Genomic DNA, 26,018 nt, shown 5'->3' on the forward strand with positions numbered 1-26,018 from the left:
GAGGGCGATGCGCGCGCCTCCGGGCGGGCTGGTATGATGGTGACCATGCCTATCGAATCACCGGGAGGGCGCACCATGAAGCTCAACCATACCGTCGCATCCCCCGTGCACGCGCTCCGCGGCAGGCGCGCCGCGGTGGCCGCGCTGGCGCTCGCGCTCGCTGCCGGGCCGGCACTCGCGCCGGTTGCGACGTTTGCCGCAGAATCTGATGACCTTTCCAGCCAGCTCGCCGCAGCGCAGCAGGAGCTTGCCGACCTTACCAGCGAGCTCGAGCGTGCTCAGGCCGAGGTTGATACCACCGCTTTTGAGCTTGCCGACACGCAGGATCGCATCGCCACACTCGAGACGCAGGTCGCCGAGACCTCCGAGAAGCTCGCGAGCGCGCAGGAGGAGCTCTCGAGCCAGGCCGCGCAGACCTACAAGGCGGGGAGCGTCACGCTCTTTGATATCATCCTCTCCTCGTCGAGCTTTGACGAGCTGGCGAGCCGCTTCTACTACGCCAACAAGGTTGCCGACGCCGAGAGCTCGCAGGTAGAGAACGTTCGCGAGCTGCAGGAGAGTCTGAACGCCCAGCAGAGCGAGCTTACTACGCGCGAGGAGGAGCTGACCGGGCTCCTCGACCAGCAGACGGCGAGCGCCGACGCCCTCGCTTCGGCCCAAAGCGAGGCCTCAAGCTACGTGAACGGCCTCTCTTCCGAGCTGCAGGAGGCGCTTGCCGCCGAGCGTGCGGCAGCGGCTGCGGCCGCCGCCCAGCAGCAGCCCGCCACCGATACGGGCGCTACGGACAACGGTAACCAGGGCACGGCGGACACCACGCCCGCGCCGGAGACCCCTTCGGGCGGCAACAACACCCAGCAGCAGCCCTCTGCCCCCAGCGGCGGCGGCTCGACGAGCAACCCCTCGACCCCGTCGGGTGGCGGATCGGGCTCGGGCGGCTCCGCAAGCTCGGGCAACCTCTCGCAGTCCCAGCGCTCGACCATCGTCTCCACCGCGCGGAGCCAGCTCGGCTGCGCCTACAGCTGGGGCGCGTGCTCGCCGGGCGTGGCCTTTGACTGCTCGGGTCTTACCATGTACGCCTACCGCGCCGCGGGCATCTCGCTTTCGCACAGCTCGGCCGCTCAGTACCGCACCGTCAAGAACGCCGGCAACCTCAAGACCAACGCGAGTGACCTCGTGGCGGGCGACCTCGTCTTCTACCAGTCGGGCGGCGTGGTGGGCCACGTGGCCATCTACATCGGCGGCGGTCAGGTGATTCACGCGAGCGACTACAGTACGGGCGTCATCACCTCGAGCCTCTACTACAGTTCGGGCTTCTGCGGCGGCGGCAGCCCGGTGTAGGGCGGCGCGTATGGCCTCCGCACCCAAGAAGACTAACGCGATGCGCGAGCTCGAGCGCGCGGGCATCGCCTACTGCACGCACGTCTACGAGCACGTCGAGGGTGATTTCTCGGGCGTGCACGTGGCCGAGCAGCTCGGCGAGGACCCGGACCAGGTCTTTAAGACGCTTGTGACTGTGGCGCCAACGGGTGAGCACGTGGTGTGCTGCATCCCGGTGCGCTGCGAGCTCGACCTCAAGCGCGCGGCAAAGGCGGCGGGCGTCAAGTCACTTTCGATGTTGCATCTCCGCGACCTCACGGCCGTGACTGGTTATGTGCGAGGCGGCTGCTCGCCGGTGGGCATGAAGCGCGTCTTTCCAACGGTGATTGACGAGACCTGCCAGCTCTTCGACACCATCATGATCTCGGGCGGGCGGCGCGGTCTGCAGCTGGAGCTCGACCCGGCGGAGCTTGTGTCGTTCTGCCACGCTGCGCTCGCCGATATCGTTCAAGAGGGGATATGAGCATGACCGAAACGTACGGGGAACACCCCCGCGGCAAGCACTTCAAGGCCCCTGCGCCCGAGGCGCCCGGCGTGGCGCGCCCGGACGAGACGGCCGTTTTCATCACGGCGGCCGAGCGTGCGCGCGTGACCCCGCACCCCCGTACCAGTGCAGACGAGACCTCGGTCTTCCTCGCGATGGCCGAGCAGTCGGTGAACGCAACACCCGCACGCCCCGCCGTCACCGCCCCGACCCCCTCTCATCCTTTTTCTTCCATCAGCGAGGGCCCAGGCTCGACCGGCAACCTAGCAGCCGCCCAAGGCGGAGAGACGGGGCTCTTCCCGCCCCTCTACAACGGTGCGTCGGGCAGTTCCTCCGTGCCGGGCGCGGGCATCCCTTCGGACGTGGTCCTCGTGAATTCGAGCTCTTGCTCGAATTCCCTGCGGGAAACGTCCTGCGGGATGCCCGCGCCCGGCACGGAGGAACTGCCCGACGGCTCGGCTGCCGAGGCCGACGATGACGACTTCTCCGCCTCGGGCGACTACGAGAGCGTCGGCCGCTCGGCGGGCCTTATGACCTTGCTGATCGTCATCTCGCGCCTCACCGGCTTTGCCCGAACCTGGTTCATGGGCCTGGCCTTCGGCGTGTCGCTCCTCGCCTCGTCCTACAACATCGCCAACAACCTGCCCAACATGCTCTACGAGCTCGTGATGGGCGGCATGCTTGTCACGGCGTTTCTGCCCGTCTACATGGACGCGCGCCGGCTCGGCGGCAAGGAGGGCGCCAACGCCTACGTGGGGAACCTTCTCTCGATCCTGCTCGTCGTGCTCGGCGTGGCGTCGGTCGCGGCGTGCGTCTTTGCCCCGGCGCTCATCTGGACGCAGTCGTTCATGAGCTCGGGCGAGGAGATGGAGACGGCGGTCTACTTCTTCCGCATCTTTGCGTTCCAGATTCTGTTCTACGGGCTCGGCTCGGTCTTCTCGGGCGTGCTCAACGCGCACCGCGACTACTTCTGGAGCAACGTCGGCCCCATCCTCAACAACGTGGTCGTTATCGCGAGCTTTGTGGCATTTCCCTTCCTGCAGCAGGTGAGCGACGCCGTGGCCATCACCGTGCTCGCCGTGGGCACCACCGCGGGCGTGTTCGTGCAGATGGCCTGCCAGATTCCGGCGCTCGGACGCCATGGGATCCACCCGCGCCTGCACATCGACCTGCGCGACCCGCTTCTGCGCAAGACGGTCTCGCTCGGCGTGCCCACCATCATTGCCACCCTCTGCACGCTCGTCACGAGCTCGGTCATGAACTCCACCGCGCTCGCCGTGCAGCCCGGCACCGGCTCGTCTGTTATCGCCTACGCGCGCCTGTGGTACACACTGCCCTACGCGCTTCTGGCCGTTTCGCTCAACACGGCGCTCTACACCGAGCTCGCGCGCGACGCCACCCGCGGCGACGACGACGCGGTGCGCGCCGGCCTCTCGCGCGGCATTGCCCAGCAGTTCTTTGTGCTCATCCCCTTTGCGCTCTACCTCATGGTCTTCAGCTTCCCGCTCAACATGATCTACTGTGCGGGCAAGTTCGACCTCGAGGGCGTGGGGCTCGTTGCCGAGTACCTGCGCTTCCTGGCGCCGTCGCTGCCGCTCTACGGCGTGTGCATGCTCATGCAGAAGGGCTGCTCGGCGCTGCGCAACATGCACCCCTATGCCGCCTTTATCTTGGCGGGCGCCGTGGCCGAGATCGCCTGGTCGGTCACCTTTGCGCTCGGCCTCGGCGGCGGGATGCCCTTCATCGCGCTCTCCATGACGGCGAGCTACCTCGTCTCTGACATCGGCGCCTTCTGGTGGATGCGCCGTCGCCTGCACGGTCTCAGGGCCAAGCAGATTGTCCACGGCATTTTGGCGGGCCTCTTGCTCGGCGGCCTTGGAGCGGCGGCGGGCGCAGGTGTGCTCGCGCTGCTGGAGACCTTCGTGGCGCCGCTCGTCACCTACCTGCCCGACGGCACCGCCCAGACGGCCGGCATGCTCCAGACCGTCGCCTACCTGGCGGTGGCGGGTATCGTCTCGCTCGTGGTGACCTTTGGCCCGGCCATTGCGCTCAAGTTCCCCGAGGCCGATATGTTCCGCTCGATCCTCCGCCGCGTGAGGCGCTAGCCCTATGGCCGATACGCAGTGGCACGATGCCCCGGGTGATACCGACCGCACGGAGCACATCGACGAGACCCTCATCGCGCCGGCGCCGGGCATTGCCCCGAGCCTCGCCGAGCAGGTGGCGCGCGTTCCCACGAGCCCGGGGTGCTATCTCTGGAAGGACGCGGCCGGTACCGTTATCTACGTGGGCAAGGCCAAGAACCTGCGCGCCCGCATGCGCCAGTACGTGCAGCTCACCGATGAGCGGCAGAAGATTCCGCTCATGATGCAGCTCGTGGCGTCGTTTGACTATCTCGTGGTGGAGAGCGAGCACGAGGCGCTCGTGCTGGAGCGCAACCTCATCGGCCAATACCACCCCTACTTCAACGTCGACTTCAAGGACGACAAAAGCTATCCCTTTATCGCCCTCACCAAAGGGGACCTCTTTCCGGCCATCAAGTACACGCGCGAGCGGCACCGTCCGGGGACGCGCTATTTTGGACCCTATACCGACAGCCGCGCCGCCCGCGACACCATCGACACCATCCGTAAGGTCATCCCCATCTGCATCGCCAACTGCGCGGAGTGGAAACGCTGCCGACGCCTTGCCGAGGCGCACAAGGGCGACGAGGACATCCTCGGGCTCATCATGGCCGAGAAGGGGCGGCCCTGCTTTGACTACCACGTGGGCCGCGGCCCCGGGGCGTGCGTGGGCGCCATCACCCCCGAGGACTACGCCAAGAACGTCCGGCGCGTAGAGCGCTTTCTCTCGGGCAAGCGCAGCGAGGTGACGGGCGAGCTCAGGGCTGAGATGGCCGAGGCCGCCGCCGACCTCGACTTTGAGCGGGCGGCGCGCCTCAAGCGTCGGCTCGAGGTGATCGACGGGCTCGATGACCGCCAGCAGGTGGTCTTTCCCTCCCGCGTGGACCTCGACGTCATCGGGTTTTACCGCGAGGAGACGATTGCCGGTGCTTGCGTCTTTGCCGTGCGCGAGGGGCGCACGGTCAGAAGCTGCGAGTTCATTCTCGACAAGGGGCTCGACGTGGACGAGGAGGAGCTCGTCTCGGGCTTTGTGAAGCGCTACTACGACGAGACGGCCGATATCCCCGCCGAGGTCGACGTGGCGGTTGAGCTTGCCGACGCCGAGGTGCTGGGGGAGTGGCTCACCGAGAAGCGCGGGCACATCTGCCGACTGCATCGCCCGCAGCGCGGCGAGAAGCGCCACCTGCTCGAGACCTGCGAACGCAACGCCCGCCACGCCCTCATGCGCTACATGATGCGCACGGGCTACGCGGACGACCGGACCAACCAGGCGCTTCTTGAGCTCGAGAGCGCGCTGGCGCTGCCCGCGCCGCCACTGCGTATCGAGTGCTTCGATATCTCGACCATCCACGGACGCTTTACCGTGGCTTCGATGGTGGTCTTTACCAACGGGCGGCCCGACAAGAGCCAGTACCGGCGCTTCCGCGTGCGGAGCGTTACGGGGGAGGCCAACGACTTTCTCTCGATGCAGGAGGTGTTGGGCCGTCGTTACGCCTCGGAGCGCATGGCCGACGAGCGGTTTGGCAGCCGTCCCGACCTGCTCGTGGTCGACGGCGGCAAGCCGCAGCTCACCGCCGCGCTCACCCAGCTCTCGGAGCTCGGGCTCGACATCCCGGTCTGCGGCCTCGCCAAGGCCGACGAGGAGGTCTTTGTGCCCTGGGACGACACGCCCGTGGTGCTGCCCAACGGCTCGGCCTCGCTCTACCTCATCAAGCAGGTCCGCGACGAGGCGCACCGCTTTGCCATCACCTTCCACCGCGAGCTGCGCGACAAGGCCATGACCGTGAGTGTGCTCGACGAGGTGGAGGGCGTGGGCCCCACGCGCAAGAAGGCCATCATGCGGCACTTTGGCTCGATGAAGCGCCTGCGCGCGGCAAGTGTGGACGACATCGCAGCGGTCAAGGGCGTCCCGCGCCAGGTGGCCGAGGCGGTGTACGAGACGCTGCGGGCCTGGGAGAACGCCGACTAACTCTGCCGGCCCACTGCAGCACGACCTCGGCCCTCAATCGTCGGTCGCCGCGCGCAGGTCATTTGGGGACGTGTTCCGTTTGACCCATTTTCACGGGGCAGAGGGACAGGGGCTTTGTCCTACGAGGGGCGCGCGACCAAGTGTCTGTCCCCACCGCCGCACGGTTATACTTATCCACAGGCTTAACGTGTTGAGGAGGTAGACCATGCCGAGCGACGAGGCGATCCATAGCAAGGAGAACGCCGAGCGCGTGCCCGATATCGTGGTCATCACCGGTATGTCCGGTTCGGGCCGCACGCAGGCGATGCACGTCTTTGAGGACATGGGCTACTTCTGCATCGACAACCTGCCGCCCCGCCTCATCCAGCAGCTCGCCGAGCTCGTGGGCATCAACTCGGGCGTGGGGAGGCATCTCGCCGTTACCTGCGACCTGCGCAGTCAGGGTCTCTTTGACGAGCTTGTCGACGTGATCGAGGCGCTCGAGGAGCACGAGATGTCGGTCGAGGTCGTCTACCTCGAGGCGTCGGACGAGGTCCTCATGCGCCGCTATAACGAGAACCGCCGTCGGCACCCGCTCGCTGCCCCCGGTGAGAGCACCTCCGGCGCCATCGCGCGCGAGCGCCGGCAGCTCGCCGTGGTGCGCGACCGCGCCGACATGATCATCGACACCTCGCACCTCGCCACCTCCGCGCTGCGTGCCCGCCTGCGAGCTGCCTTCTCCGAGCTCACCGACCAGCAGCTCATGGAGGTGCACGTCTTCTCCTTCGGCTTTAAGCACGGCCTGCCCGCTGAGGCGGACATCATGATCGACGTGCGCTTTCTGCCCAACCCCTTCTACGACCCCGAGATGCGCAAGCTCACCGGCAAGGACGAGAAGGTCGCCTCCTTTGTGCTCGACCACCCCAAGACCCAGCAGTTCTGGCGCGCCTGGTGCCAGCTGCTCGATGCGGTCATGCCCGGGTACGTGGCCGAGGGCAAGCCGCAGCTCTCTATCGCGGTGGGGTGCACGGGCGGTCAGCACCGCTCGGTTGCGATCGCCGAGGCCACAGGGCGCTACCTCGCGGGGCAGCAGTACCACGTGACGGTCTCGCACCGCGATCTTGCCCGCGCCAACCGCACGGCCGAGGGCGAGATCCACTGAGCGTGCCGGGCGCGTGCGCGTGTCCGCGCGGCGTGAGGCGCCCCGCCCCAACCCGGCTCACAGGAGAGGAGGAGCATGTCGTTTACGGCCGAGGTGCGCGACGAGCTGTCGCGCTGTGAGCCCGTCTGCGAATACTGCAACCTGGCGACACTTGCGGCGCTCGTGCGCGTGACGGGCACGCTCTCGATTGCGGGCTCGGGCCGCCGGCTCACGGTGGCAACCGAGACGGGCGCGGTGGCGCGCACCATGATCAACCTCACCCACACGGTGCTCAAGCTCAAGACCGAGCTCACCCCGCGCCGCTCGGTGCTCCACAAGGTGCGCAACTACCTCATCACCCTCCCCGAGCAGCCGGGGCTCGACAAAGCGCTCGTGCTGCTCGGCGTGCTCGACCGCAAGGGCAACCTCGTGGCGGGGGTGCCCCGGCATGTGGTGGCTCGCCCGTGCTGCCGGCTCGCCTACTTGCGCGGCGCGCTCATCGCCGGGGGCTTTGTGGCCGACCCGCGGGGCGACTTTCACCTCGAGATCGCGGTCTCGGGCGAGGAGTTTGCCCGCGGGCTCGCAAAGCTCATCGAGCAGGAGGGGGTGCGCGCCCGCGTAAACCCGCGCCGCGGGGCCTACGCTGTCTACGTCAAGAGCGCCGAGGATATCTGCCGGCTCCTCACGGAGCTCGGTGCGACCCGGAGCGTGGCGGGGATCGAGGACGCGCGCGCGATGAAGCTCGTCAAGAACAACGTCAACCGCAAGGTCAACGCCGAGCTTGCCAACCAGACGCGCACCGCCGACGCCGCCCAGCACCAGGTTGAGCTCATCCGCCGTGTGGTGGACGAGGGGCTCTACGACACCCTGCCCGGGGCGCTGCGCACCTTCTGCGACCTGCGCCTGGCGCATCCGGACCTGTCGCTGAGGGACCTCGGGGCCCTCGCCGACCCGCCGCTCAGCAAGTCGGCGCTCTACCACCGGGTCCTGCGGCTCGAGAAGCTGGTAGGGGAGCGCGAATAGCGGCGGCAGGTCGGTTCTCGGGTGCTTGATGCGGGCCCGCGTGGATTTTGAGACCCACCGTCAACATCAGCGTTCGGTCAAAAAGTCCGTAATGACGCGACTGAGATTTTGAAAAAAAGGTATATTGGTTGAGTGGTTTGTTTGTGGGCCTCGACAGCGGGCACCCGCCCGCGGGGGTCTAACGAAAGGAGACACGCATGGCAGTAAAGGTTGCTATCAACGGCTTCGGTCGCATCGGCCGCCTGGCGTTCCGTCAGATGTTCGGTCACGAGGGCTCCGAGATCGTCGCCATTAACGACCTCACCTCCCCGGACATGCTCGCTTACCTGCTGAAGTACGACACCACGCAGGGCAACTACGCTCGCGACCACAAGGTCGAGGCCGGCGAGGACTCCATCACCGTCGACGGCAAGAAGATCACCATCTACAAGGAGGCCGACGCTAACAACCTCCCGTGGGGCGAGCTCGGCGTTGACGTCGTCCTCGAGTGCACCGGCTTCTACACCAGCAAGGAGAAGGCTCAGGCCCACATCAACGCTGGCGCCAAGAAGGTCGTCATCTCCGCTCCTGCGGGCAACGACCTCCCCACGATCGTCTACAACGTGAACCATGAGCAGCTCACGGCTGAGGACAACATCATCTCCGCCGCTTCCTGCACCACCAACTGCCTCGCCCCGATGGCCAAGGGTCTCAACGACTTCGCGCCCATCGTGTCCGGCATCATGACCACCATTCACGCCTACACCGGCGACCAGATGCCGCTCGACGGCCCGCAGCGCAAGGGCAACAAGCGCCGCAGCCGCGCTTGCGCTCAGAACATCGTCCCCAACAGCACCGGTGCCGCCAAGGCCATCGGTCTGGTGCTCCCCGAGCTCAACGGCAAGCTCATCGGTGCCGCCCAGCGCGTCCCGACCCCGACCGGCTCGATCACCAACCTCTACTGCGTGGTTGACAAGACCGTGACCGTCGACGAGGTCAACGCCGCCATGAAGGCCTACGCCGAGACCATCCCCGAGACCTTCGGCTACAACACCGACGACATCGTCTCCTCCGACATCATCGGCGAGACCCACGGCTCGATCTTCGACGCCACCCAGACCATGGTCCAGGACCTCGGCAACGGCCAGAGCCTCGTTCAGGTCACCTCTTGGTACGACAACGAGAACTCCTACACCTCGCAGATGGTCCGCACCATCAAGTACTTCGAGAAGTTCGTCGCCTAAGTGCCGACGCACGACTCTAAGCGCTTTTAGCGTCTGACAGGGGCGCGGCCTTTGGGTTTGGGCCCAGAAGCCGCGCCCCTTTTTCGATGGGCGCCCGGGAGGCGAGCCCGCTCGACCCGCGCCCTCGACAGATGGAAGTCCCACCAACCCGACGAAAGGCAGATGCACATGGCTTTCACCAAGAAGACCGTCCGCGACATCGATGTCGACGGCAAGCGCGTCCTCATGCGCGTTGACTTCAACGTGCCGCTCAAGGACGGCGTGGTGACCGATGACACGCGCGTGCGCGCCGCCATCCCCACCATCCAGTACCTCAAGGACCACAACGCCAAGATCATCCTCATGAGCCACCTCGGTCGCCCCAAGGGCGACGGCCCCGAGCCCGAGCTCTCGCTCAAGCCGGCCGCCGACAAGCTCGCCGAGCTCACCGGCTATGAGGTCAAGTTCGTCGACGATACCTATGGCGAGAAGGCCAAGGCTGCGGTCGACGCCCTCGAGCCGGGCGAGATCCTCGTGCTCGAGAACGTCCGCTTTGACAAGCGCGAGAAGAAGAACGACCCCGAGATTGCCAAGACCCTCGCTTCTTACGGCGACATCTTCGTGCTCGACGCCTTTGGCACCGCACACCGTGCTCAGGGCTCCGTGGTGGGCCCGGCCGAGTACCTGCCGGCCGTTGCGGGCTTCCTGCTCGAGAAGGAGGTCGACACCCTGACCAGCATCTTCGCTGAGCCGGCCCGTCCGTTTGTGGCCATCGTGGGCGGCTCCAAGGTGTCCTCCAAGATCGGCGTGCTCGATCACCTCATCGATTCCGCCGACACCCTCATCATCGGTGGCGGCATGGCCTACACCTTCTTCCTCGCCAAGGGCTACACCGTCGGTACCTCCCTCAAGGAGGAGGACTGGGTCGAGCGCGCGGGCGAGATGCTCAAGAAAGCCGAGGAGAAGGGCGTCAAGATCCTGCTCCCCGTCGACAACGTCGTGGCCGATCACTTTGGCGAGGACGCTGTGGGCGAGGTCGTCGACTCCGACAAGATCCCCGATGACCGCATGGGCATGGACATCGGCCCCAAGACCGAGAAGCTCTACGCCGACGCCATCGCTGGCGCCAAGACCATCTTCTGGAACGGCCCCATGGGCGTCTTTGAGATGGATCAGTTCGCGCACGGCACGCAGGCCGTCGCCGAGGCCGTGGCCGCCAACACCGACTGCACCTCCATCATCGGCGGTGGCGACTCCGTGGCCGCTGTGAACAAGTTCAACCTGGCCGACAAGATGTCCTGGATCTCCACGGGTGGCGGCGCCTCCATGGAGCTCGTCGAGGGCAAGGCCCTTCCTGGAGTGGAGGCTCTGAACGATGCCGAGTAAGCGCACCCGCCTCATCGCAGGCAACTGGAAGATGAACAACGACGTCCCGGCCGCTAAGGAGCTGGCCGAGGCGCTCGTGGAGAAGGTTCCGGCCTCCGATAGCGTCGAGGTGGTCATCTGCCCGCCGACGATCGATTTGGCCTGCACCTCGCACAAGATCGCCGAGTCCGCCATCAAGCTCGGTGGCCAGAACGTGTACTGGGAGGAGAAGGGCGCCTACACCGGCGAGACCTCCTGCGGCATGCTCAAGTCGGTGAACGCCGAGTACTGCATCATCGGTCACTCCGAGCGTCGCGACTACTTCCACGAGACCGACGAGGACATCAACAAGAAGGCCAAGGCGCTGATGGCCGCGGGCATCACCCCGATCAGCTGCTGCGGCGAGTCGCTCGAGGTCCGCGAGGCCGGCACGCACGTTGCCTTCGTGGTCGACCAGATCAAGAAGGACACCGAGGGCCTCACCATCACCGATCCCTCCAAGTACGTTGTGGCCTATGAGCCCATCTGGGCCATCGGCACCGGCAAGACCGCCACGGCCGCTGACGCCCAGGAGGTCTGCGGCGCCATCCGCGCGACCCTCGCCGAGATTTTCGGCCAGGAGACCGCCGACGGCATCCGCATCCTTTACGGTGGCTCCGCCAAGCCCGAGAACATCGCCGGCTTCCTCGCCGAGGAGGACGTGGACGGTGCCCTCGTGGGCGGCGCTTCGCTCAAGGCCGATGACTTTGCGGCCATGGTTGAGAAGGCGGCTGAGTAATGGCAGAGAACAAGCGCCATCTTCCGGCGCTCCTCGTGATCATGGACGGCTTTGGCCTGGCTCCGGCCGGCGACAACAACGCCGTCTTTAAGGCCGAGAAGCCCTATCTCGACAAGCTCTGGAACGAGTATCCGCACACCACGCTCGGCGCTTCGGGCGAGGACGTGGGCCTGCCTGCGGGTCAGATGGGCAACTCCGAGGTCGGGCACCTCAACATCGGTGCCGGCCGCATCGTGTTCCAAGAGCTCAGCCGCATCAACAACTCCATCATCGACGGCTCGATCGAGGAGAACCCCACGCTCGCCAAGGCGATGGAGGACACCGGCCGCCACGGCGGCACCGTCCACCTGCTCGGTCTTGTCTCGCCCGGTGGCGTGCACTCCATGCAGCGCCACGGCGAGGTCCTGTCGGTGCTCGCTGCCATGCACGGCGTGGAGAAGATTCGCTTCCACTGCTTCATGGACGGCCGCGACGTCGATCCGCACTCCGGCGCGGGTTACATCAAGACCCTCAAGGAGAACCTCGAGGCGCTCTCCAAGTACACCGGCGTCGACGCCCGCATCGCCACGGTCTCCGGCCGCTACTGGGCCATGGACCGCGACAACCGCTGGGAGCGCGTCGAGCGCGCCTACGACGTCATCACCCTGCCCCAGGAGGGCCCGGATGTCGATCCGGTCGAGGGTGTCGAGGCCTACTACGAGCGCGACGAGCGCGGCGACGAGTTCGTTGAGCCCTTCGCCTGCCATAACGAGGGCGTGCACGACGGCGACGCGATGGTGTTCTTCAACTTCCGTCCCGATCGCGCCCGCGAGATGACGCGCGCCTTTACCGAGCCCGATTTTGACGGCTTTGAGCGCAAGGTTGCCCCCAAGCTCTCGCACTTCGTCACCATGACGGAGTACGACGATACGTTCAAGAACGTCGAGGTGGCCTTCCCCAAGACGTTCCCCGAGAACGTGCTGGCCGACGTCATCGCGCAGAACGGCCTCAAGCAGCTGCACACCGCAGAGACCGAGAAGTACGCCCACGTGACGTTCTTCCTCAACGGCGGCGTCGAGGAGCCCAAGGAGGGGGAGGAGCGCGTGCTCGTTCCCTCGCCGAAGGTTGCCACCTACGACCTGCAGCCCGAGATGTCGGAGCCCGAGGTCACCGAGAAGCTCGTTGCCGCCATCGAGAACGATGAGGCCGACTTCTACATCGTGAACTATGCCAACTGCGACATGGTGGGTCACACCGGCGTCTTTGACGCTGCCGTCAAGGCCGTTGAGGCCGTGGACGATGGCCTCTCCAAGGTGATTCCCGCGATTCTCGCCAAGGGCGGTTTTGCGCTCATCACCGCCGACCACGGCAACGCCGACCACATGTACGACGTGGACGATGCAGGCGAGAAGCACCCCTTCACCGCCCATACCACCAACCGCGTGCCGTTTATCGTGGTCGACCCCAAGGCCAAGCTCACCGGGATCGAGAGCGGGCGCCTGTCGGACATCGCGCCGACGCTGCTCACTCTTGCCGGGCTCAAGCCCTCAGCCGAGATGACCGGTCGCGTCCTCGCCACCGAGGAGTAACCTGACTCATTTTGGGACGGGGTAATTTTCGTTCATAGGGAGGGCCGCCGCAGCCACCAGGTTGCGGCGGCCCTCCTTTTTGGGTCACGTGGGTCATTTGGGGACGTGTTCCATCTGACCCATTTTGGGAAGAAAAATGGGTCAGATGGAACACGTCCCCAACTGCACCAAACGGTGTGGTAGCATATTGAACGTTCTAGCAAGACACCGAAGGAGTCGTAACCTATGGGTCCGTTCCAGATCGTTATCTTTGCCGTGTGGGCGCTCTCCACGCTCGCGCTCATCGCGCTCGTGCTCATGCACTCCGGTAAGGGCACCGGCGTGTCCGACATGATCGCTAGCTCGCTCTATAACGCGAGCGCTGCGACCGGCGTTATGGAGAAGAACCTCGACCGTCTCACCATCATCGTCTCGGTGGTCTTTGCCGTGTGCGTGGTGCTCTGCATGTTCTTCTTCCCGCAGGGAATCGTGGGCATTTAAGCTGCGTTTAAAACTGCGCTCGAGCACTGCTCCCGGGGAGCCGCACGACCGCAAGCGCTAAAGCCCGCACCCCAGCGTAAGCCAAATCCAGCCGTATCGAGGGGCCGCTCGTAAGGGCGGCCCTCTTGTATACAGGCGCTTCGCACCCCGCTCTTCGCGATTCCCACACAAAGCTTGAGGTCCGAGTCAGCCTGAAGAAACAGCTTGGAAACAATCCGTTCACCGACCGCTCACGGCGGGCGGGCGAAACCAAAAATAGTGCAGATAAAGGAGCATATACTCCACTAAACCAGAGAGGGCCCAGCACGTTTGCCGAAAAACCATCCCGGATGCACGGTGAATCGGGTAAGGTAATCTGCAATGCCTTGATGCTGCCACCCTTGTGCGTGGCGTGCGTCACGGTTGCGTAAGGGGTGTGCAAAGAGCGCACCTAGCCTAAAGGAGGAAATGCATGGCACAGATCAACCTGAATCGTCGCCAGTTCGTGGGCAGCGCCCTTGCTGCGAGCGCGCTTGCCGCGCTGGCCGGCTGCACCAGCAACGGCGGCACCACCGCCGGTTCCGCGGGCAGCGCTCCGGCTGCGGCCCCCGAGGTCGGCGAGAACTATATCAGCTTCTACCTCTCCGAGCCGGCGTACATCGACCCGTACAACGCGCAGGAGAACCAGGGTACCGCGGTTGTCCGCGCTACCTTTGACGGCCTTGTGACTTGGGACTGGGCCGCCAACGACGTTGTGCCGCTGGCCGCCGCCGAGCTCCCGACCGTCTCCGAGGACGGCCTCACCTACACCTTCAAGCTGCGCGAGGGCATGAAGTTCCACAACGGCGACCCCGTGGACGCCGCTTCCTTCAAGCGCGGCTGGGAGCGCCTGGCCGACTCGACCATGAAGTCCCCGTCCGAGATCGGCTACCACCTCGCCCCCGTGGCCGGTTACGCCGAGATGGCCGCCGGCGACGCCGACGAGATTTCCGGCCTCGTCGCCGTTGACGACCTCACCTTCCAGGTGACCCTCACCGACCCGATGGCCGACTTCACCGCCGTGTGCTGCCACCCGGGCCTCGTGCCCGTTCCGCAGGCCGCCCTCGACGACCCGGCGGCGTTCCTCGAGCAGCCCATCGGCAACGGCCCCTTCAAGCTTGACGAGGCTTGGCAGCACAACCAGTACATCATCGCCTCCAAGTTTGAGGACTACTACGGTGAGGCCCCCAAGATCGATGGTGTGTACTTCTCCATCCAGGCCGACCCCGACACCGCCTACCGTGAGCTGCAGGCCGGTTCCATCGACTTTGCGATGATCCCGACCGGACAGATCCAGGAGGCCGTGGACCAGTACGGTCTCTCCGACGACGGCTTTACCGTCACCCCGGGCAAGCAGGTCCTCACGGGCACCGAGCTCTCGACCTACTACCTCGTCGTCAACCTCAACGACCCGGCGCTCTCCGATGTCAACGTGCGTCGCGCCATCTCGCTGGCCATCGACCGCCAGGCTATCGTCGATACCCTCTACGAGGGCTATCGTGAGCCGGCCACCTCGATCATGCCGCTCTCCATCGACGACAACGAGGAGAACGTCTGGGAGTACTGCAAGTACGACCCCGAGCAGGCCAAGCAGATTCTGGCCGACGCCGGCTACGCCGACGGCGACATCAAGGTGAGCCTGAGCTACAACGGCGACGGCGGCCACGAGGACCTCATGTCCAAGGTGCAGCAGGACCTCGAGGCGGTGGGCATCACCGTGACCCAGGACACCACCGAATGGGCCACCTACCTCAACAACCTGTCCGACGGTAACTATCAGCTCGCCCGCCTCGGCTGGACCGCTGACTACCCGACCATGGACAACTTCCTCTACCCGAACTTCTTCTCCACGGCCGACAACAACTACGGTGGTTACAACAACCCCGACGTTGACGCCGCTATGCTGGCCGCCCGCCAGATCCAGGACGAGGAGGAGCGCAAGGCTGCTTACCGTCAGATCTGCCACCAGGTGGGCGAGGACATGCCGGTCATCCCGATTATGTACTATGCGCACAACTATGTGGGCACCGATCGTCTCGCGAGCTTCTACTACGACTCGCAGACCATCCCGCACTTCGAGACCGCTGAACTCGCGTAAGGTACGGGTTTGCCGCATAACGGCTCGGTAGGGTCGTAGCCCAAGGGGCGTCGCTCGCGCGGCGCCCCTTTGCATGCGGGGCGCGGCGCGGCAGGGCGTCCTGGCCCGCGGCGCGCCGGGACCGTGCTCCCACAAAAATGTTGACAGTGTGTTACCGCGATATGGTGAAACGCATGAAATGGGGTGGGTGCATCTCGCTCATTCGCATATTTTTGATGAGGTACCGTGTTTTCCGGTATACTCACACTTTACGGCTCTAAAGCGCCGTAGTCGTATAAGCCAGACAAGGGAGGGTATCGCCGTGGTCAAGTACATTGCCAAGCGAATCCTACAGTTCATCCCTGTCTTCCTTGGCGTGACGCTGATCCTCTTCATCATGCAGAACGTGGTGCCGGGCGATCCCATCAAGCTGATCGCCGGCGAAAGGAAGCTCGACCCGCAGGTTGAACTGAATCTCCGTGCGACACACGGGTTCATCGAGACGGATGCCGACGGCAAGATCATCTACGATGAGAACGGCGACACGATCGAGACGCCGATGTGGAAGCGCTACGTCACCTATCTGTCGGACTTGCTCCACGGAGATCTCGGCACGTCGTACCAGCGCGGCACCCCGGTGTCTGAGATCATCGCGCAGAAGTACCCCTACACCGTTCAGCTCGCCTTGGTGGCCATTGTGATTGAGGCCGTGGTGGGTATCGGCGCGGGCATCATCTCGGCAATCAAGCGCTACTCGTTCTGGGATATCCTCGTTACCCTTGTGACCTCGCTTCTGGTGGCCATGCCGGCGTTCTGGTTCGGCATGCTCCTCCAGCTCATCTTTGGCGTGTGGCTCAAGGACCTCACCGGTGGCGCCCTGTCGCTGCCCATCTCCGGCGTGGCCGGCCCCATCGCCAAGTACCCCGCGTGGATGTACTACATCCTCCCGGCCGTGACCCTCGCCGCGGTTTCGACCGCCTACACCGCGCGCATCATGCGCTCGCAGCTTCTGGACGTTATGAACCAGGACTACATCCGTACCGCCAAGGCTAAGGGCCTCTCCAAGAGCGCGATCATCCGCAAGCACGCGCTCAAGAACGCGCTCATCCCCGTGGTGACCTACGTGGGTATGGACTTTGGCGCCATGCTCGCCGGCGCCATCCTGACCGAGACGGTCTTTAGCTGGCCCGGCATCGGTCGCGAGACCTATATCGCCATCACCCAGCGCGACTGGCCCATCGTTATGGGCACCGTGACGGTGATCGTGGTCGTGGTCATGATCATCAACCTTATCGTCGACGTGAGCTACGCCTTCCTCGACCCGCGCATCAGGCTCGGCAGCTCCAAGAACGAGGGCTAGGGGAGGAGCAGCATGAAATATCCTCACGCAATTCCTGCCGACGCGCACATCCAGACGCCCGCGCATGCCGCGAGCTCGAGCGACAGCGCTGCGTCGCGTACGCTCTGGGGCGACGCCTGGGGCCGTCTTAAGAAGAACAAGCTCGCCATCATCGCGGCGATCTGGATCGTGTTCATCGTGATCGTTGCCCTTTCGGCCGACTTGTGGGTGCCGCAGGTCCTCGGCGACCCCAACGCCACCGCTGCCGGCGTGAGCATGGCCGACGCCTCGCGCCTGCCGCCGTCGCTCCAGCACCCCTTCGGTACCGACACGCTCGGCCGTGACGTGCTCTCGCGCGTCATCTACGGTGCGCGCGTCTCGCTCACCGTCGGTGTGGTGGCCACGGGCATCTCCACGGCCATCGGTCTGGTGATGGGCGCCCTCGCTGCGTACTACGGCGGCATCTGGGACACCATCATCATGCGCCTTGCTGACATCTTCTTGGCGTTCCCCTACACGCTCTTTGTCATTGCCATGATCGCCGTGATCGGCAACGGCATCCAGAACGTGTTCATCGCCATCGGCATCCTCGGATGGCCGAGCATCGCCCGCGTCTTCCGCTCGGCGATCCTCTCGGTCAAGCAGAACGACTACGTGGACGCCGCACGCGCCATGGGTGCTTCCGACGCGCGCATCATCGTGCGCCACATCTTCCCTAACTCCGTGGCCTCCATCGTGGTCTACGCCACGATGAACATCGGCGGCGCCATCCTCACCGAGAGCGCTCTGTCGTTCCTCGGCATGGGCGTCGTGCCGCCCGATCCCTCGTGGGGCACGCTCATCCAGGACGGTCAGCAGTACCTGCAGACCCAGCCCTGGCTCATGATCCTGCCGGGTCTCGCGATCCTCTCCACGGTGCTCGCGTTCACCCTGCTGGGTGACGGTCTGCGCGACGCGCTCGACGTTAAGATGAAGGATGCATAATGGCTAAGCGTAACTCCAGCTACGTCGACCTTAAGGAGCAGCCCATTCCCGAGGGCTCGCACCTGCTCGAGGTCGACAACCTCAAGATGTACTTCCACACGCAGGACGGTATCGTGCATGCGGTCGACGGCGTGAGCTACACGCTCGACCGCGGCGAGACCCTCGGTGTGGTGGGCGAATCGGGCTCCGGCAAGTCGGTGACCCACATGACCATCATGGGCCTTATCGAGATGCCCCCGGGCAAGATCGAGGGCGGCGACATCCGCTACCGCGGTCACTCCATTTTGGAGATGACCGAGGAGGAGATGCAGCACATCCGCGGCAACGACATCGCCATGATCTTCCAGGACCCCATGACCTCCCTGAACCCGGTCTATAAGATCGGGCGCCAGGTGGGCGAGGGCCTGCGCCTGCACCGCGGCTACTCCAAGCAGGAGGCGCTCAAGCGCGCCACCGAGCTTCTGGACCTCGTGGGCATCCCCGAGCCCGAGAAGCGCGTGAACGAGTACCCGCACCAGTTTTCGGGCGGTATGCGCCAGCGCGTGATGATCGCCATGGCGCTCGCCTGCGACCCCGACATCCTCATCGCCGACGAGCCCACTACGGCTCTCGACGTAACGATCCAGGCGCAGATCATCGAGCTCATGCAGGAGATGCAGGAGAAGAACGGCAACGCGATCATCATGATCACGCACGACCTCGGCGTCGTGGCCGACATGGCCGATAAGATCATGGTCATGTACGCCGGCCGCCCCGTTGAGTTCGGTACGGCCGAGGAGATCTTCTACGAGCCGCGCCACCCCTACACCTGGGGCCTCATCCGCTCCATCCCCGAGCACGGGCTCGACGAGAAGAAGGAGCTCACGCCGATCGCGGGCAACCCGCCCTCGCTCGTGAACCTGCCCTCTGGCTGCCCGTTTGCCCCGCGCTGCCCGTACGCCGTGGACATCTGCCATGAGCAGGCGCCCGAGTACCTCACCACCGAGACGGGCCACTACGCGGCGTGCCACTTTGCCGACGACCCGGCGTTCCTTGCGGCAGCACCCGAGAACTCCCGTACCCGCGCCAAGCTCGACCAGCGCCGCGCCGCGGCCAAGGCCGAGCAGGCACCCTCGACCGAGACGAAGGAGGCATAAATGGCAGAGAACACCCCCCTGCTCAAGGTCGAGCACCTCTCCAAGGAGTTCCCGGCGGAGTCCGGCGTCTTTGCGAGCCGCTTTGCCAAGAAGGTCTCGGCTGTTAACGACGTGAGCTTTGAGATCAACGCGGGCGAGACCCTCGGCCTGGTGGGCGAGTCCGGTTGCGGCAAGTCCACGACGGGTCGCTCCATCATGCGCCTCACGCGCCCGACCGCCGGCCACGTATACTTTGAGGGCCGCGACGTTGCCAAGATGAACAAGAAGGAGCTCAAGGACCTTCGCCGCCAAATGCAGTTCATCTTCCAGGATCCGTACGCGAGCTTGAACCCGCGTATGACCATCGGCGAGATCATCTCGGAGCCGCTGCAGATCCATGGTGACGGCCGCAGCCAGGGCGAGCGCATGAAGTACGTGCGCGAGCTCCTCGACGTGGTGGGTCTTAACCCCGAGCACATCAACCGCTATCCGCACGAGTTCTCGGGCGGTCAGCGCCAGCGCATCGGTATCGCGCGCGCCTTTGCCCTGCACCCCAAGCTCATCATCTGCGACGAGCCGGTGTCGGCCCTCGACGTGTCGATCCAGGCGCAGGTGCTGAACCTCCTCAAGGAGCTGCAGAAGCAGTTTGGCACGGCCTATCTCTTCATCGCGCACGACCTCTCCGTCGTTCAGCACATCTCGGACCGCGTGGCCGTGATGTACCTCGGCAAGATCGTGGAGCTCTCCGACTGGAAGAGCCTCTACGCTCAGCCGAACCACCCTTACACGCAGTCTCTGCTCTCGGCCGCGCCCATTCCGGACCCGGACCTGCAGAAGAGCCGTCGACGCATCATCCTCGCCGGCGATCCGCCCTCGCCGCTCGACCCGCCGAGCGGGTGCCGCTTCCATACGCGCTGCCCGATCGCGCAGGCCAAGTGCGCCGAGGAGCAGCCGGAGTTCCGCGAGGTCGAGCCTGGGCACTTCTGCGCGTGCCACTTTGCGCAGCCGTTCCCGATCAAGGAATCGCATATTGACCTGTAGGTGAGGTGCTCCCGGCGGCGGGTGGGCTTGCCGTGTTTCCCTCTGGCGTGGTCCTCGTCCTTTGCGCGTCCGCGCGCAAAGGACTGCGGGAAACGCCGTCGGGAAACACGGCAAGCCCACCCGCCTGCGCGCCTGTGCCTACGAGGTTGAGAGTCTTGGGTTGAGGCTCTTACGTGGGGAGGGACCTCGTCCTGGTTGGGACGGGGTCCCTTCTTGCTGCAAAGGCGTGGTGCGCGCGATCTGTGGCAGTGTCCGCCGGGTTGTTGCGTTGGGCTGCAGATTCCGGGCTATCGGGCTTGCGTCTGTGGACGTTGTGGTGCGCATGCCCTATCGTCTTGGAGAGCAGGACCGACCGCACGTGCTTGTGAGGATGCCCATGGATCGCCGTAACCCCAACTTTGCCCCGCTCGTCTCTCGTCGCGCCCTTGTGGGTGGCGCGCTTGGCGCGGTAGCTCTCGCGGCGCTCTCGGGCTGCTCGGCTCCGGGTTCCTCTGCAGACGGCAGTGCGGCTGACGAGAGCTTTGGCGTCGCCATCTTGCGTCCCAAGAGCATCGACCCCTTTCTTGCAAGCGACGAGGCGGGTCTGCAGATCGTCCGGCAGGTGTTTGAGCCCCTGACGGGCTTTGATTACGAGACCGGCGAGCTCGTGGGCCGCGCGGCGCAGCGTTTTGAGGTCTCGGACGATGCCCTCACGATTACGTTTTACCTGCGCGATCGGATGTTCCACAGTGGTGAGCCCGTAACGGCTGCGAGCTTTAAGCGCGCATGGGAGCGCCTGCTCAACCCCTCGAGCGCGGCAAGCGCCGCCTACGGGGTCTCGCCCCATGCCTACCTTCTGGCGCTCGTGGCGGGTGCGGCCGAGCTTCGCGCGGGCGAGGCCGATGGGCTCAGCGGCGTATCCTGCCCCGACGACCGGACGCTCGTGGTTACGCTCACCGAGCCGTACGCGGACTTTCCGTACGTTGCGGCGCATCTGGCGCTCTCGCCGGTGCCCGAGGCGGCGGAGGCGGACGTGGCGGCCTTTGGCTCTGCGCCGGTGGGCAACGGCCCCTTTATGCTCGACGGCTCGTGGGGCAAGAACTCGGCTGCCATCAAGCTCAAGCGCTATGACGATTATGCGGGCACGGTTCCGGCGATCGAGCGGGTGCGCTTTCCCTTTGAGTCCGACACGGCGAGTGGGTTTCAGGATTTTCTGACGGGGGCGGTCGATGTGGCCTCGTGTCCGGTGGACGAGCTCGAAGGGGCAGGCGCGCGCTATGGCCGGGCGGTCGACGGGCTCGTGGCGGGGCCGGGCGAGCACCTCGTCTATGCGGCCGACCTCGCCACGAGTTACCTCGTCTGTAATACCGCGGTCGCCCCCTGCAACAATGCCGACTTCCGCCGTGCGCTCTCGCTCGCCTTTGACCGCACGGGCCTTTGCGAGCGCATCTACCGCGAGATGCACCTTGCTGCGGATAGCATTGTTCCGCCGGTCGTTCCCGGGTACCGCGAGGGCGCCTGGGCGTATACGGCGCACGACCCGGCCCGTGCCGAGGAGCTGCTCGACGGACTGTACCCGCTGCTCGACTCCGATGAGCGCGCGGTTGCCGTGAGTATCATCTACGCCACGCGCGGTGGGAGCGAGTCCGCCATGGAGGAGCTTGCCGAGCAGCTCAAAGCCGTGGGCGTGCCCTGCGAGGTTGAGGGGCTGGAATACGACGTATTCTACGATCGACTTGCCGCGGGCGACTTTACCCTTGCGCGCCTTGACGTTCAGACCGAGGAGCCCACGCTCGAGAGTATCCTCTTTCCGCTCTTCCACACCCGGTCGCTCGGCGGCGCAAATGTGAGCGGCTACACCAACGAGGAGGCGAGTGCGCTCATGACCGAGGCGCGCGCCACCAAAGATGCCGGTCACCGCATGGCGCTCCTGCAGCAGGCGGAGGATCTGATCGCCGAGGACATGCCGGTGATTCCGCTCACCTACCCGGCGCACGCCGTGGCGACCTCCAACCGCGTGGAGACGCTCGTGGTCGAGCCCACGGGCGCGCTCGACCTGGCGGGGGCGGTGCTCGCCGAGGAGTAGGGGAGGGGCGTGGCCTTTCGGAAGCTGCGCCGTTGCCACAGCCTGTCTCCCTCGTGCCGTCGCGCACGAGCACCCCCTCGACTCGTTGGTGCCGTTGCCGCGGGCTTTCTTTGCTTCGTTGGTGCCGTTGCCCGGTGGTGCCCTTCTTCGCTTCGCCCGTGGGGCCCTGCCGCGCTGTCGCGTCGCCCGTAGGGCCCTCTACCGCGTTTACGCGTTGCCCGCAGGTTCCCTCCGCCTCGCCGCCGTTGGGCGCCCTGTCCCGTCTGGTGCTTCTACCTGCCCATGTGATGAATGAAACTCCCCAGCGGGACCTGCCCGCTCCCGCTTTGAACCCTCCGCACAAACTTTTTTAAAATTCCCCCTTGCGCACTCCTAGGGGCTTGGGTATTATTCTCTTTGCTGCTTGTCGGAGTGGCGGAATTGGCAGACGCGCTAGCTTGAGGTGCTAGTGACCATACCAACGGTCATGCGGGTTCAAGTCCCGCCTCCGACACCATCGAATCTTCGGGGCCTCTTCGGAGGCTCTTTTCATATCGAGGCACGGCCGGGCAAGCGCCCCACCCAACGCCCGGGGTGGGCGCAGATGGGAGGAGCGGCATGGCGAGCGACGCCCACGACGAACTTCCAAAGATCTCGCAGCTGGTGGAGCTTACGAGCGACGCCGTCGTCGTCTGCGGCCATGACGGCACCATCGCCCACGCCAACAGCCGCTTTTTGGAGCTTTCGGGCAAGACCCGCTCCGATGCGGTGGGTGCCGACATCAAAGACCTGCTCTTTAGCGATGCCTTTGAGCGCGCCGTCAACCACGGCCTGCCCTTCCCGATCAACGGCGACCCGGTGGCGCTCAAGCTCAAGCTGGCCGACGGCTCGTTTGTTCCCGTTGAGGCGCGCGCCATCCCCATCGGCCACCGCACCGTCGAGCTCCGTAAGAAGTTCTCGCTCAGTCTCAAGGCCCGCGACCGCGTGCTCGTGGTCATCCGCAGCCTTGCCGAGCAGTACGCGCGCGACCGTCAGATGCGCCGCGTGCTCTCGGAGCTTCAGGCGGCAAACAAGCGCCTCTCGGGCACGCTCGCGGTCATTATGGCGACGGTCGGCGCCGACAACCTTCCCGAGATGCTCGACTCGGTGCTCAACAAGCTCGTGGACGCCCTCGACGCCGACGGCTCCACCATGTACTTTGCCGAGAACGGCGGCTTTAAGCTCCGGGCGATCTCGCGCTCGCTCGAGCGCTCCTTTGTGCCGGAGTTCATCCCTTACGGCGCGGGCATTCCCACCTATGTGCTGCGCGAGGCCCGGGCCTGCCGTATCTCGGTGGTGCCGGCAGGGGAGGGCACGGCATCGAGCGGCGTCTTCTACGACCTCGACCGTCGCCGGACGCGCCCGCTGCGCGTGCAGGACGCCCCCTCCTTTAAGACGCTCATCGCCGTGCCGGTCTTTTTTGGCCAGCAGGTCATGGGCGTGATGGAGCTCGGCTGGAAGCGCCCTTGCATGCCGCGAGCCTACGACGTGAGCGTGCTCGAGGTGATCTGCGACTACCTCTCCATCGAACTCGTGAGCCTCATCGCGAGCATGCGTTCGCGCCGTGCCGCCGAGCTCACGCGCTCGCTCAATACCGTCCGCGACACAATTTTCTCGCTCGAGGACGACCGCAACTCAGCCTGGGCAGAGGTTGTGGCCGAAGTGAAGCGCGTGCTCAGCTGTCACATCTGCCCGGTGGTCTTTGATGCCGGCCGCGGCTGCTACGTGCTCGATTACGAGGGCGGCAGCCAGGTGGCGCTGCCGGGCGGCATCGAGTGGCTCACCTCCTCCACCACCGCGCCCGCCGCGCAGGTGGCGCCCGGTGTGGCCGACTACTTTGCGCACGAGCGGACGGGCCTTACCGCCGATGGTGACGATTTTGACAATGCCCGGGTGACGCGCATCGATCGGCTATCGCGCGCGGGCGAGTGGCTGCTTGCACACGACCTGCCCAACCAGGGCGTTTTCGTGGAGCTAGGGCTCCACGCGGACGAGGAGGGCACTCAGGACCCGAGGGCGGCGTTTGCTGCCAATCCCGCCGCCGGTGCGCTCATCACCCACGGGGACGCCGAGCGCCTGGCGCAGTGCCGCTCGGTGCTCTTTCTGCGCGACAACACCCAGGAGCCCATCGACGACGTGGAATACGACTATGTCGTCCGCATCACGCGCGAGTACGAGATGCTCTTCCGCCGCGTGGAGCAGAAGGAGGCCGACCGACGGATCGCCCAGACGCTCCAGAGCGGCATGCAGAGCTCGCTCGGCCGCGTGCCGGGTATAACCTCCGACGCGCTCTACTCGTCCGCCACGCGCCAGGCCCTCGTGGGCGGCGACTTCTACACGCTCATCCGCCTGCCGGACGACCGCGCCGTCATGATCTTGGGCGACGTGTCGGGCAAGGGCGTGGAGGCGGCGTCGATGTCGGCGCTCGTTAAGACCGCGCTCTCAGCCTACGCGTGGGAGGGGGCGAGCCCGGTGCACATGGTGCGCTCGCTCAACAGCATGCTCATGAGTTTCTCGCGCGTGGAGACCTTTGCCACCATGTTCGTGGCCAAGATCGACCTGCGCCGGCGGAGCGCCCTCTACTGCTCGGCGGGGCATCCGCCCTCGATGCTGCTGCGCCGTCGTGCACTGGCAAGCTCGGGTGCTGCCGTACCGGACGACGGCGAGGAGCCCGCAGGGCCCCAGACGACCGAGATCGAGCTTTTGAGCCGCCAGTCGGGCGTGGTGGGCGCCTTTGAGGGGATGGCCTTTAACAGCGGGTCGTTCACCTTTGCTCCGGGCGACATGCTCTTTATGTATACCGACGGCGCCATCGAGGGCCGAAACGCTGCCGGCGAGTTTTTTGGCGAGCAACGTCTGCGCGACGTGCTGCTCGCGCGCGCGGGTGAGGGGGTCGAGGGGCTCTGTCAGAAGGTGCTCGACGAGCTCGACGCGTTTACCGACTCTGCCCTCGAGGACGATATCGCGCTTGTGGCGCTGCGGTTTGACTAGGGAGCCGCCGGTCGGGTCGTTTCGTGGCTCGGGTTGCCGCGTGAATGGGTCAAACGGAACACGTCCCCAAATGACCCATTTCGTTGCGCTGCGTCCACGCCTCGCCCCGTCCCTACGCAGCTCGCGACATCCGCCCGAGGGGTCGTTGTGGCAGAATGGACCGAGCAGGCGTTTCCAGCGAGGGCGGGAGGTCCCCATGTCCGATTTCATCCGTGAGTTCTGCGCCGAGAACTTTACCGACGTGCCGGCGGCAGTCGAGGCGGGTGCGCGCCGCATTGAGCTCTGCGACAACTTGGCGGTGGGCGGCACCTCGCCCTCGACGGGCGTAATCGAGGCGACGGTGGCCTACGCGCACGACTTCGGCGCTCGCGTGATGGCGATGGTGCGCCCGCGCGGCGGCGACTTTGTCTACACGCCCGAGGAGCTCGGCATGATGGAGGCCGACGCACGCGTGGCGCTCGCGCTCGGCGTGGACGGCATCGTCTTTGGGTGCCTCGCGCCGGACGCGTCGGGCGAGCTCGACCTCGACCACGATGCGATCGAGCGGCTCATGCATATCGTGCACGAGGCGGAGGCCGAGCGCGACGACAAGGTGGACGTGACCTTCCACATGGCCTTTGACGTTCTGCCCGAGGACCGTCAGCTCGCCGCCATCGACGCCATCGCCGAGGCGGGCGCGACGCGCATCCTCACGCACGGCGGCGTGGCGGGAACGCCCATCGCGGACAACCTCGACCGCCTGCGCACCTACATCGAGCGCGCTGCCGGGCGCATCATCATCCTGCCGGGCGCGGGCATTACCTACCAGAACGTGGACGAGATCGTGGCGGCGCTCGGCGTGCACGAGGCGCACGGCACCAAGATCGTAAAGCTCGCGTAGC

The 26,018-nt window shown here is 65.5% G+C and carries 19 protein-coding genes and 1 tRNA gene; all 20 read left to right on the plus strand.

The window, feature by feature from the left end; translation table 11 throughout:
* Nucleotides 1–75 precede the first annotated feature (75 nt).
* Nucleotides 76–1,338, plus strand: a complete 1,263-nt coding sequence (locus tag B5G20_RS05680; protein WP_158094404.1) for a C40 family peptidase — start codon at nt 76–78, stop codon at nt 1,336–1,338.
* A 10-nt stretch (nt 1,339–1,348) separates the two neighbouring features.
* On the plus strand, nt 1,349–1,840 hold the full coding sequence (gene ybaK / locus B5G20_RS05685; RefSeq protein ID WP_087355838.1) for a Cys-tRNA(Pro) deacylase: 492 nt from the start codon (nt 1,349–1,351) through the stop codon (nt 1,838–1,840).
* A 2-nt stretch (nt 1,841–1,842) separates the two neighbouring features.
* On the plus strand, nt 1,843–3,966 hold the full coding sequence (locus B5G20_RS05690; protein WP_239286891.1) for a lipid II flippase MurJ: 2,124 nt from the start codon (nt 1,843–1,845) through the stop codon (nt 3,964–3,966).
* Between the two features lie 4 nt (nt 3,967–3,970).
* Nucleotides 3,971–5,953 (plus strand): excinuclease ABC subunit UvrC, encoded by a 1,983-nt coding sequence (gene uvrC, locus B5G20_RS05695; RefSeq protein ID WP_087355839.1) that lies wholly within the window; start codon nt 3,971–3,973, stop codon nt 5,951–5,953.
* A gap of 205 nt (nt 5,954–6,158) precedes the next feature.
* Nucleotides 6,159–7,094 carry an RNase adapter RapZ gene (gene rapZ / locus B5G20_RS05700; protein ID WP_087355840.1) on the plus strand — a complete coding sequence of 312 codons (936 nt, stop codon included), beginning with the start codon at nt 6,159–6,161 and terminating at the stop codon, nt 7,092–7,094.
* Nucleotides 7,095–7,169: 75 nt separating this feature from the next.
* The gene (whiA, locus tag B5G20_RS05705) at nt 7,170–8,096 is read left to right on the plus strand and encodes a DNA-binding protein WhiA (RefSeq protein ID WP_087355841.1); all 927 of its coding nucleotides are present in this window, start codon (nt 7,170–7,172) and stop codon (nt 8,094–8,096) included.
* A 197-nt stretch (nt 8,097–8,293) separates the two neighbouring features.
* Nucleotides 8,294–9,319 (plus strand): type I glyceraldehyde-3-phosphate dehydrogenase, encoded by a 1,026-nt coding sequence (gene gap, locus B5G20_RS05710; RefSeq protein WP_087355842.1) that lies wholly within the window; start codon nt 8,294–8,296, stop codon nt 9,317–9,319.
* Between the two features lie 168 nt (nt 9,320–9,487).
* Complete coding sequence (locus tag B5G20_RS05715; protein ID WP_087355843.1) at nt 9,488–10,684, plus strand: phosphoglycerate kinase; 1,197 nt, start codon at nt 9,488–9,490, stop codon at nt 10,682–10,684.
* On the plus strand, nt 10,674–11,441 hold the full coding sequence (gene tpiA, locus B5G20_RS05720) for a triose-phosphate isomerase (protein ID WP_087355844.1): 768 nt from the start codon (nt 10,674–10,676) through the stop codon (nt 11,439–11,441). Before B5G20_RS05715 ends, tpiA begins: the two co-directional genes overlap by 11 nt.
* The gene (gene gpmI, locus B5G20_RS05725) at nt 11,441–13,009 is read left to right on the plus strand and encodes a 2,3-bisphosphoglycerate-independent phosphoglycerate mutase (RefSeq protein ID WP_087355845.1); all 1,569 of its coding nucleotides are present in this window, start codon (nt 11,441–11,443) and stop codon (nt 13,007–13,009) included. The genes tpiA and gpmI overlap by 1 nt, the downstream gene beginning before the upstream one ends.
* A gap of 225 nt (nt 13,010–13,234) precedes the next feature.
* The gene (gene secG / locus B5G20_RS05730; protein WP_087355846.1) at nt 13,235–13,489 is read left to right on the plus strand and encodes a preprotein translocase subunit SecG; all 255 of its coding nucleotides are present in this window, start codon (nt 13,235–13,237) and stop codon (nt 13,487–13,489) included.
* 451 nt (nt 13,490–13,940) lie between these two features.
* Nucleotides 13,941–15,605 (plus strand): ABC transporter substrate-binding protein, encoded by a 1,665-nt coding sequence (locus tag B5G20_RS05735; protein ID WP_087355847.1) that lies wholly within the window; start codon nt 13,941–13,943, stop codon nt 15,603–15,605.
* A 301-nt stretch (nt 15,606–15,906) separates the two neighbouring features.
* On the plus strand, nt 15,907–16,944 hold the full coding sequence (locus B5G20_RS05740; RefSeq protein WP_087355848.1) for an ABC transporter permease: 1,038 nt from the start codon (nt 15,907–15,909) through the stop codon (nt 16,942–16,944).
* A gap of 12 nt (nt 16,945–16,956) precedes the next feature.
* Nucleotides 16,957–17,907, plus strand: a complete 951-nt coding sequence (locus B5G20_RS05745; RefSeq protein WP_087355849.1) for an ABC transporter permease — start codon at nt 16,957–16,959, stop codon at nt 17,905–17,907.
* Entirely contained in the window at nt 17,907–19,043 is a 1,137-nt protein-coding gene (locus B5G20_RS05750) for an ABC transporter ATP-binding protein (RefSeq protein ID WP_087355850.1), read from the plus strand. Before B5G20_RS05745 ends, B5G20_RS05750 begins: the two co-directional genes overlap by 1 nt.
* On the plus strand, nt 19,044–20,063 hold the full coding sequence (locus B5G20_RS05755; RefSeq protein WP_087355851.1) for a dipeptide ABC transporter ATP-binding protein: 1,020 nt from the start codon (nt 19,044–19,046) through the stop codon (nt 20,061–20,063).
* Between the two features lie 376 nt (nt 20,064–20,439).
* Nucleotides 20,440–22,128 carry an ABC transporter substrate-binding protein gene (locus B5G20_RS05760; RefSeq protein WP_158094405.1) on the plus strand — a complete coding sequence of 563 codons (1,689 nt, stop codon included), beginning with the start codon at nt 20,440–20,442 and terminating at the stop codon, nt 22,126–22,128.
* A 405-nt stretch (nt 22,129–22,533) separates the two neighbouring features.
* A tRNA-Leu gene (locus B5G20_RS05765) sits at nt 22,534–22,624 on the plus strand.
* Between the two features lie 101 nt (nt 22,625–22,725).
* A complete protein-coding gene (locus tag B5G20_RS05770) occupies nt 22,726–25,137 on the plus strand; it encodes a SpoIIE family protein phosphatase (protein WP_087355853.1) in 2,412 nt (803 codons plus the stop codon).
* Between the two features lie 196 nt (nt 25,138–25,333).
* Nucleotides 25,334–26,017, plus strand: coding sequence for a copper homeostasis protein CutC (locus tag B5G20_RS05775; RefSeq protein WP_087355854.1), 684 nt, complete (start codon nt 25,334–25,336; stop codon nt 26,015–26,017).
* Nucleotide 26,018: the final 1 nt, after the last annotated feature.

It is taken from the genome of Collinsella sp. An7 (genome assembly GCF_002159335.1).
Taxonomy (GTDB): domain Bacteria; phylum Actinomycetota; class Coriobacteriia; order Coriobacteriales; family Coriobacteriaceae; genus Coprousia.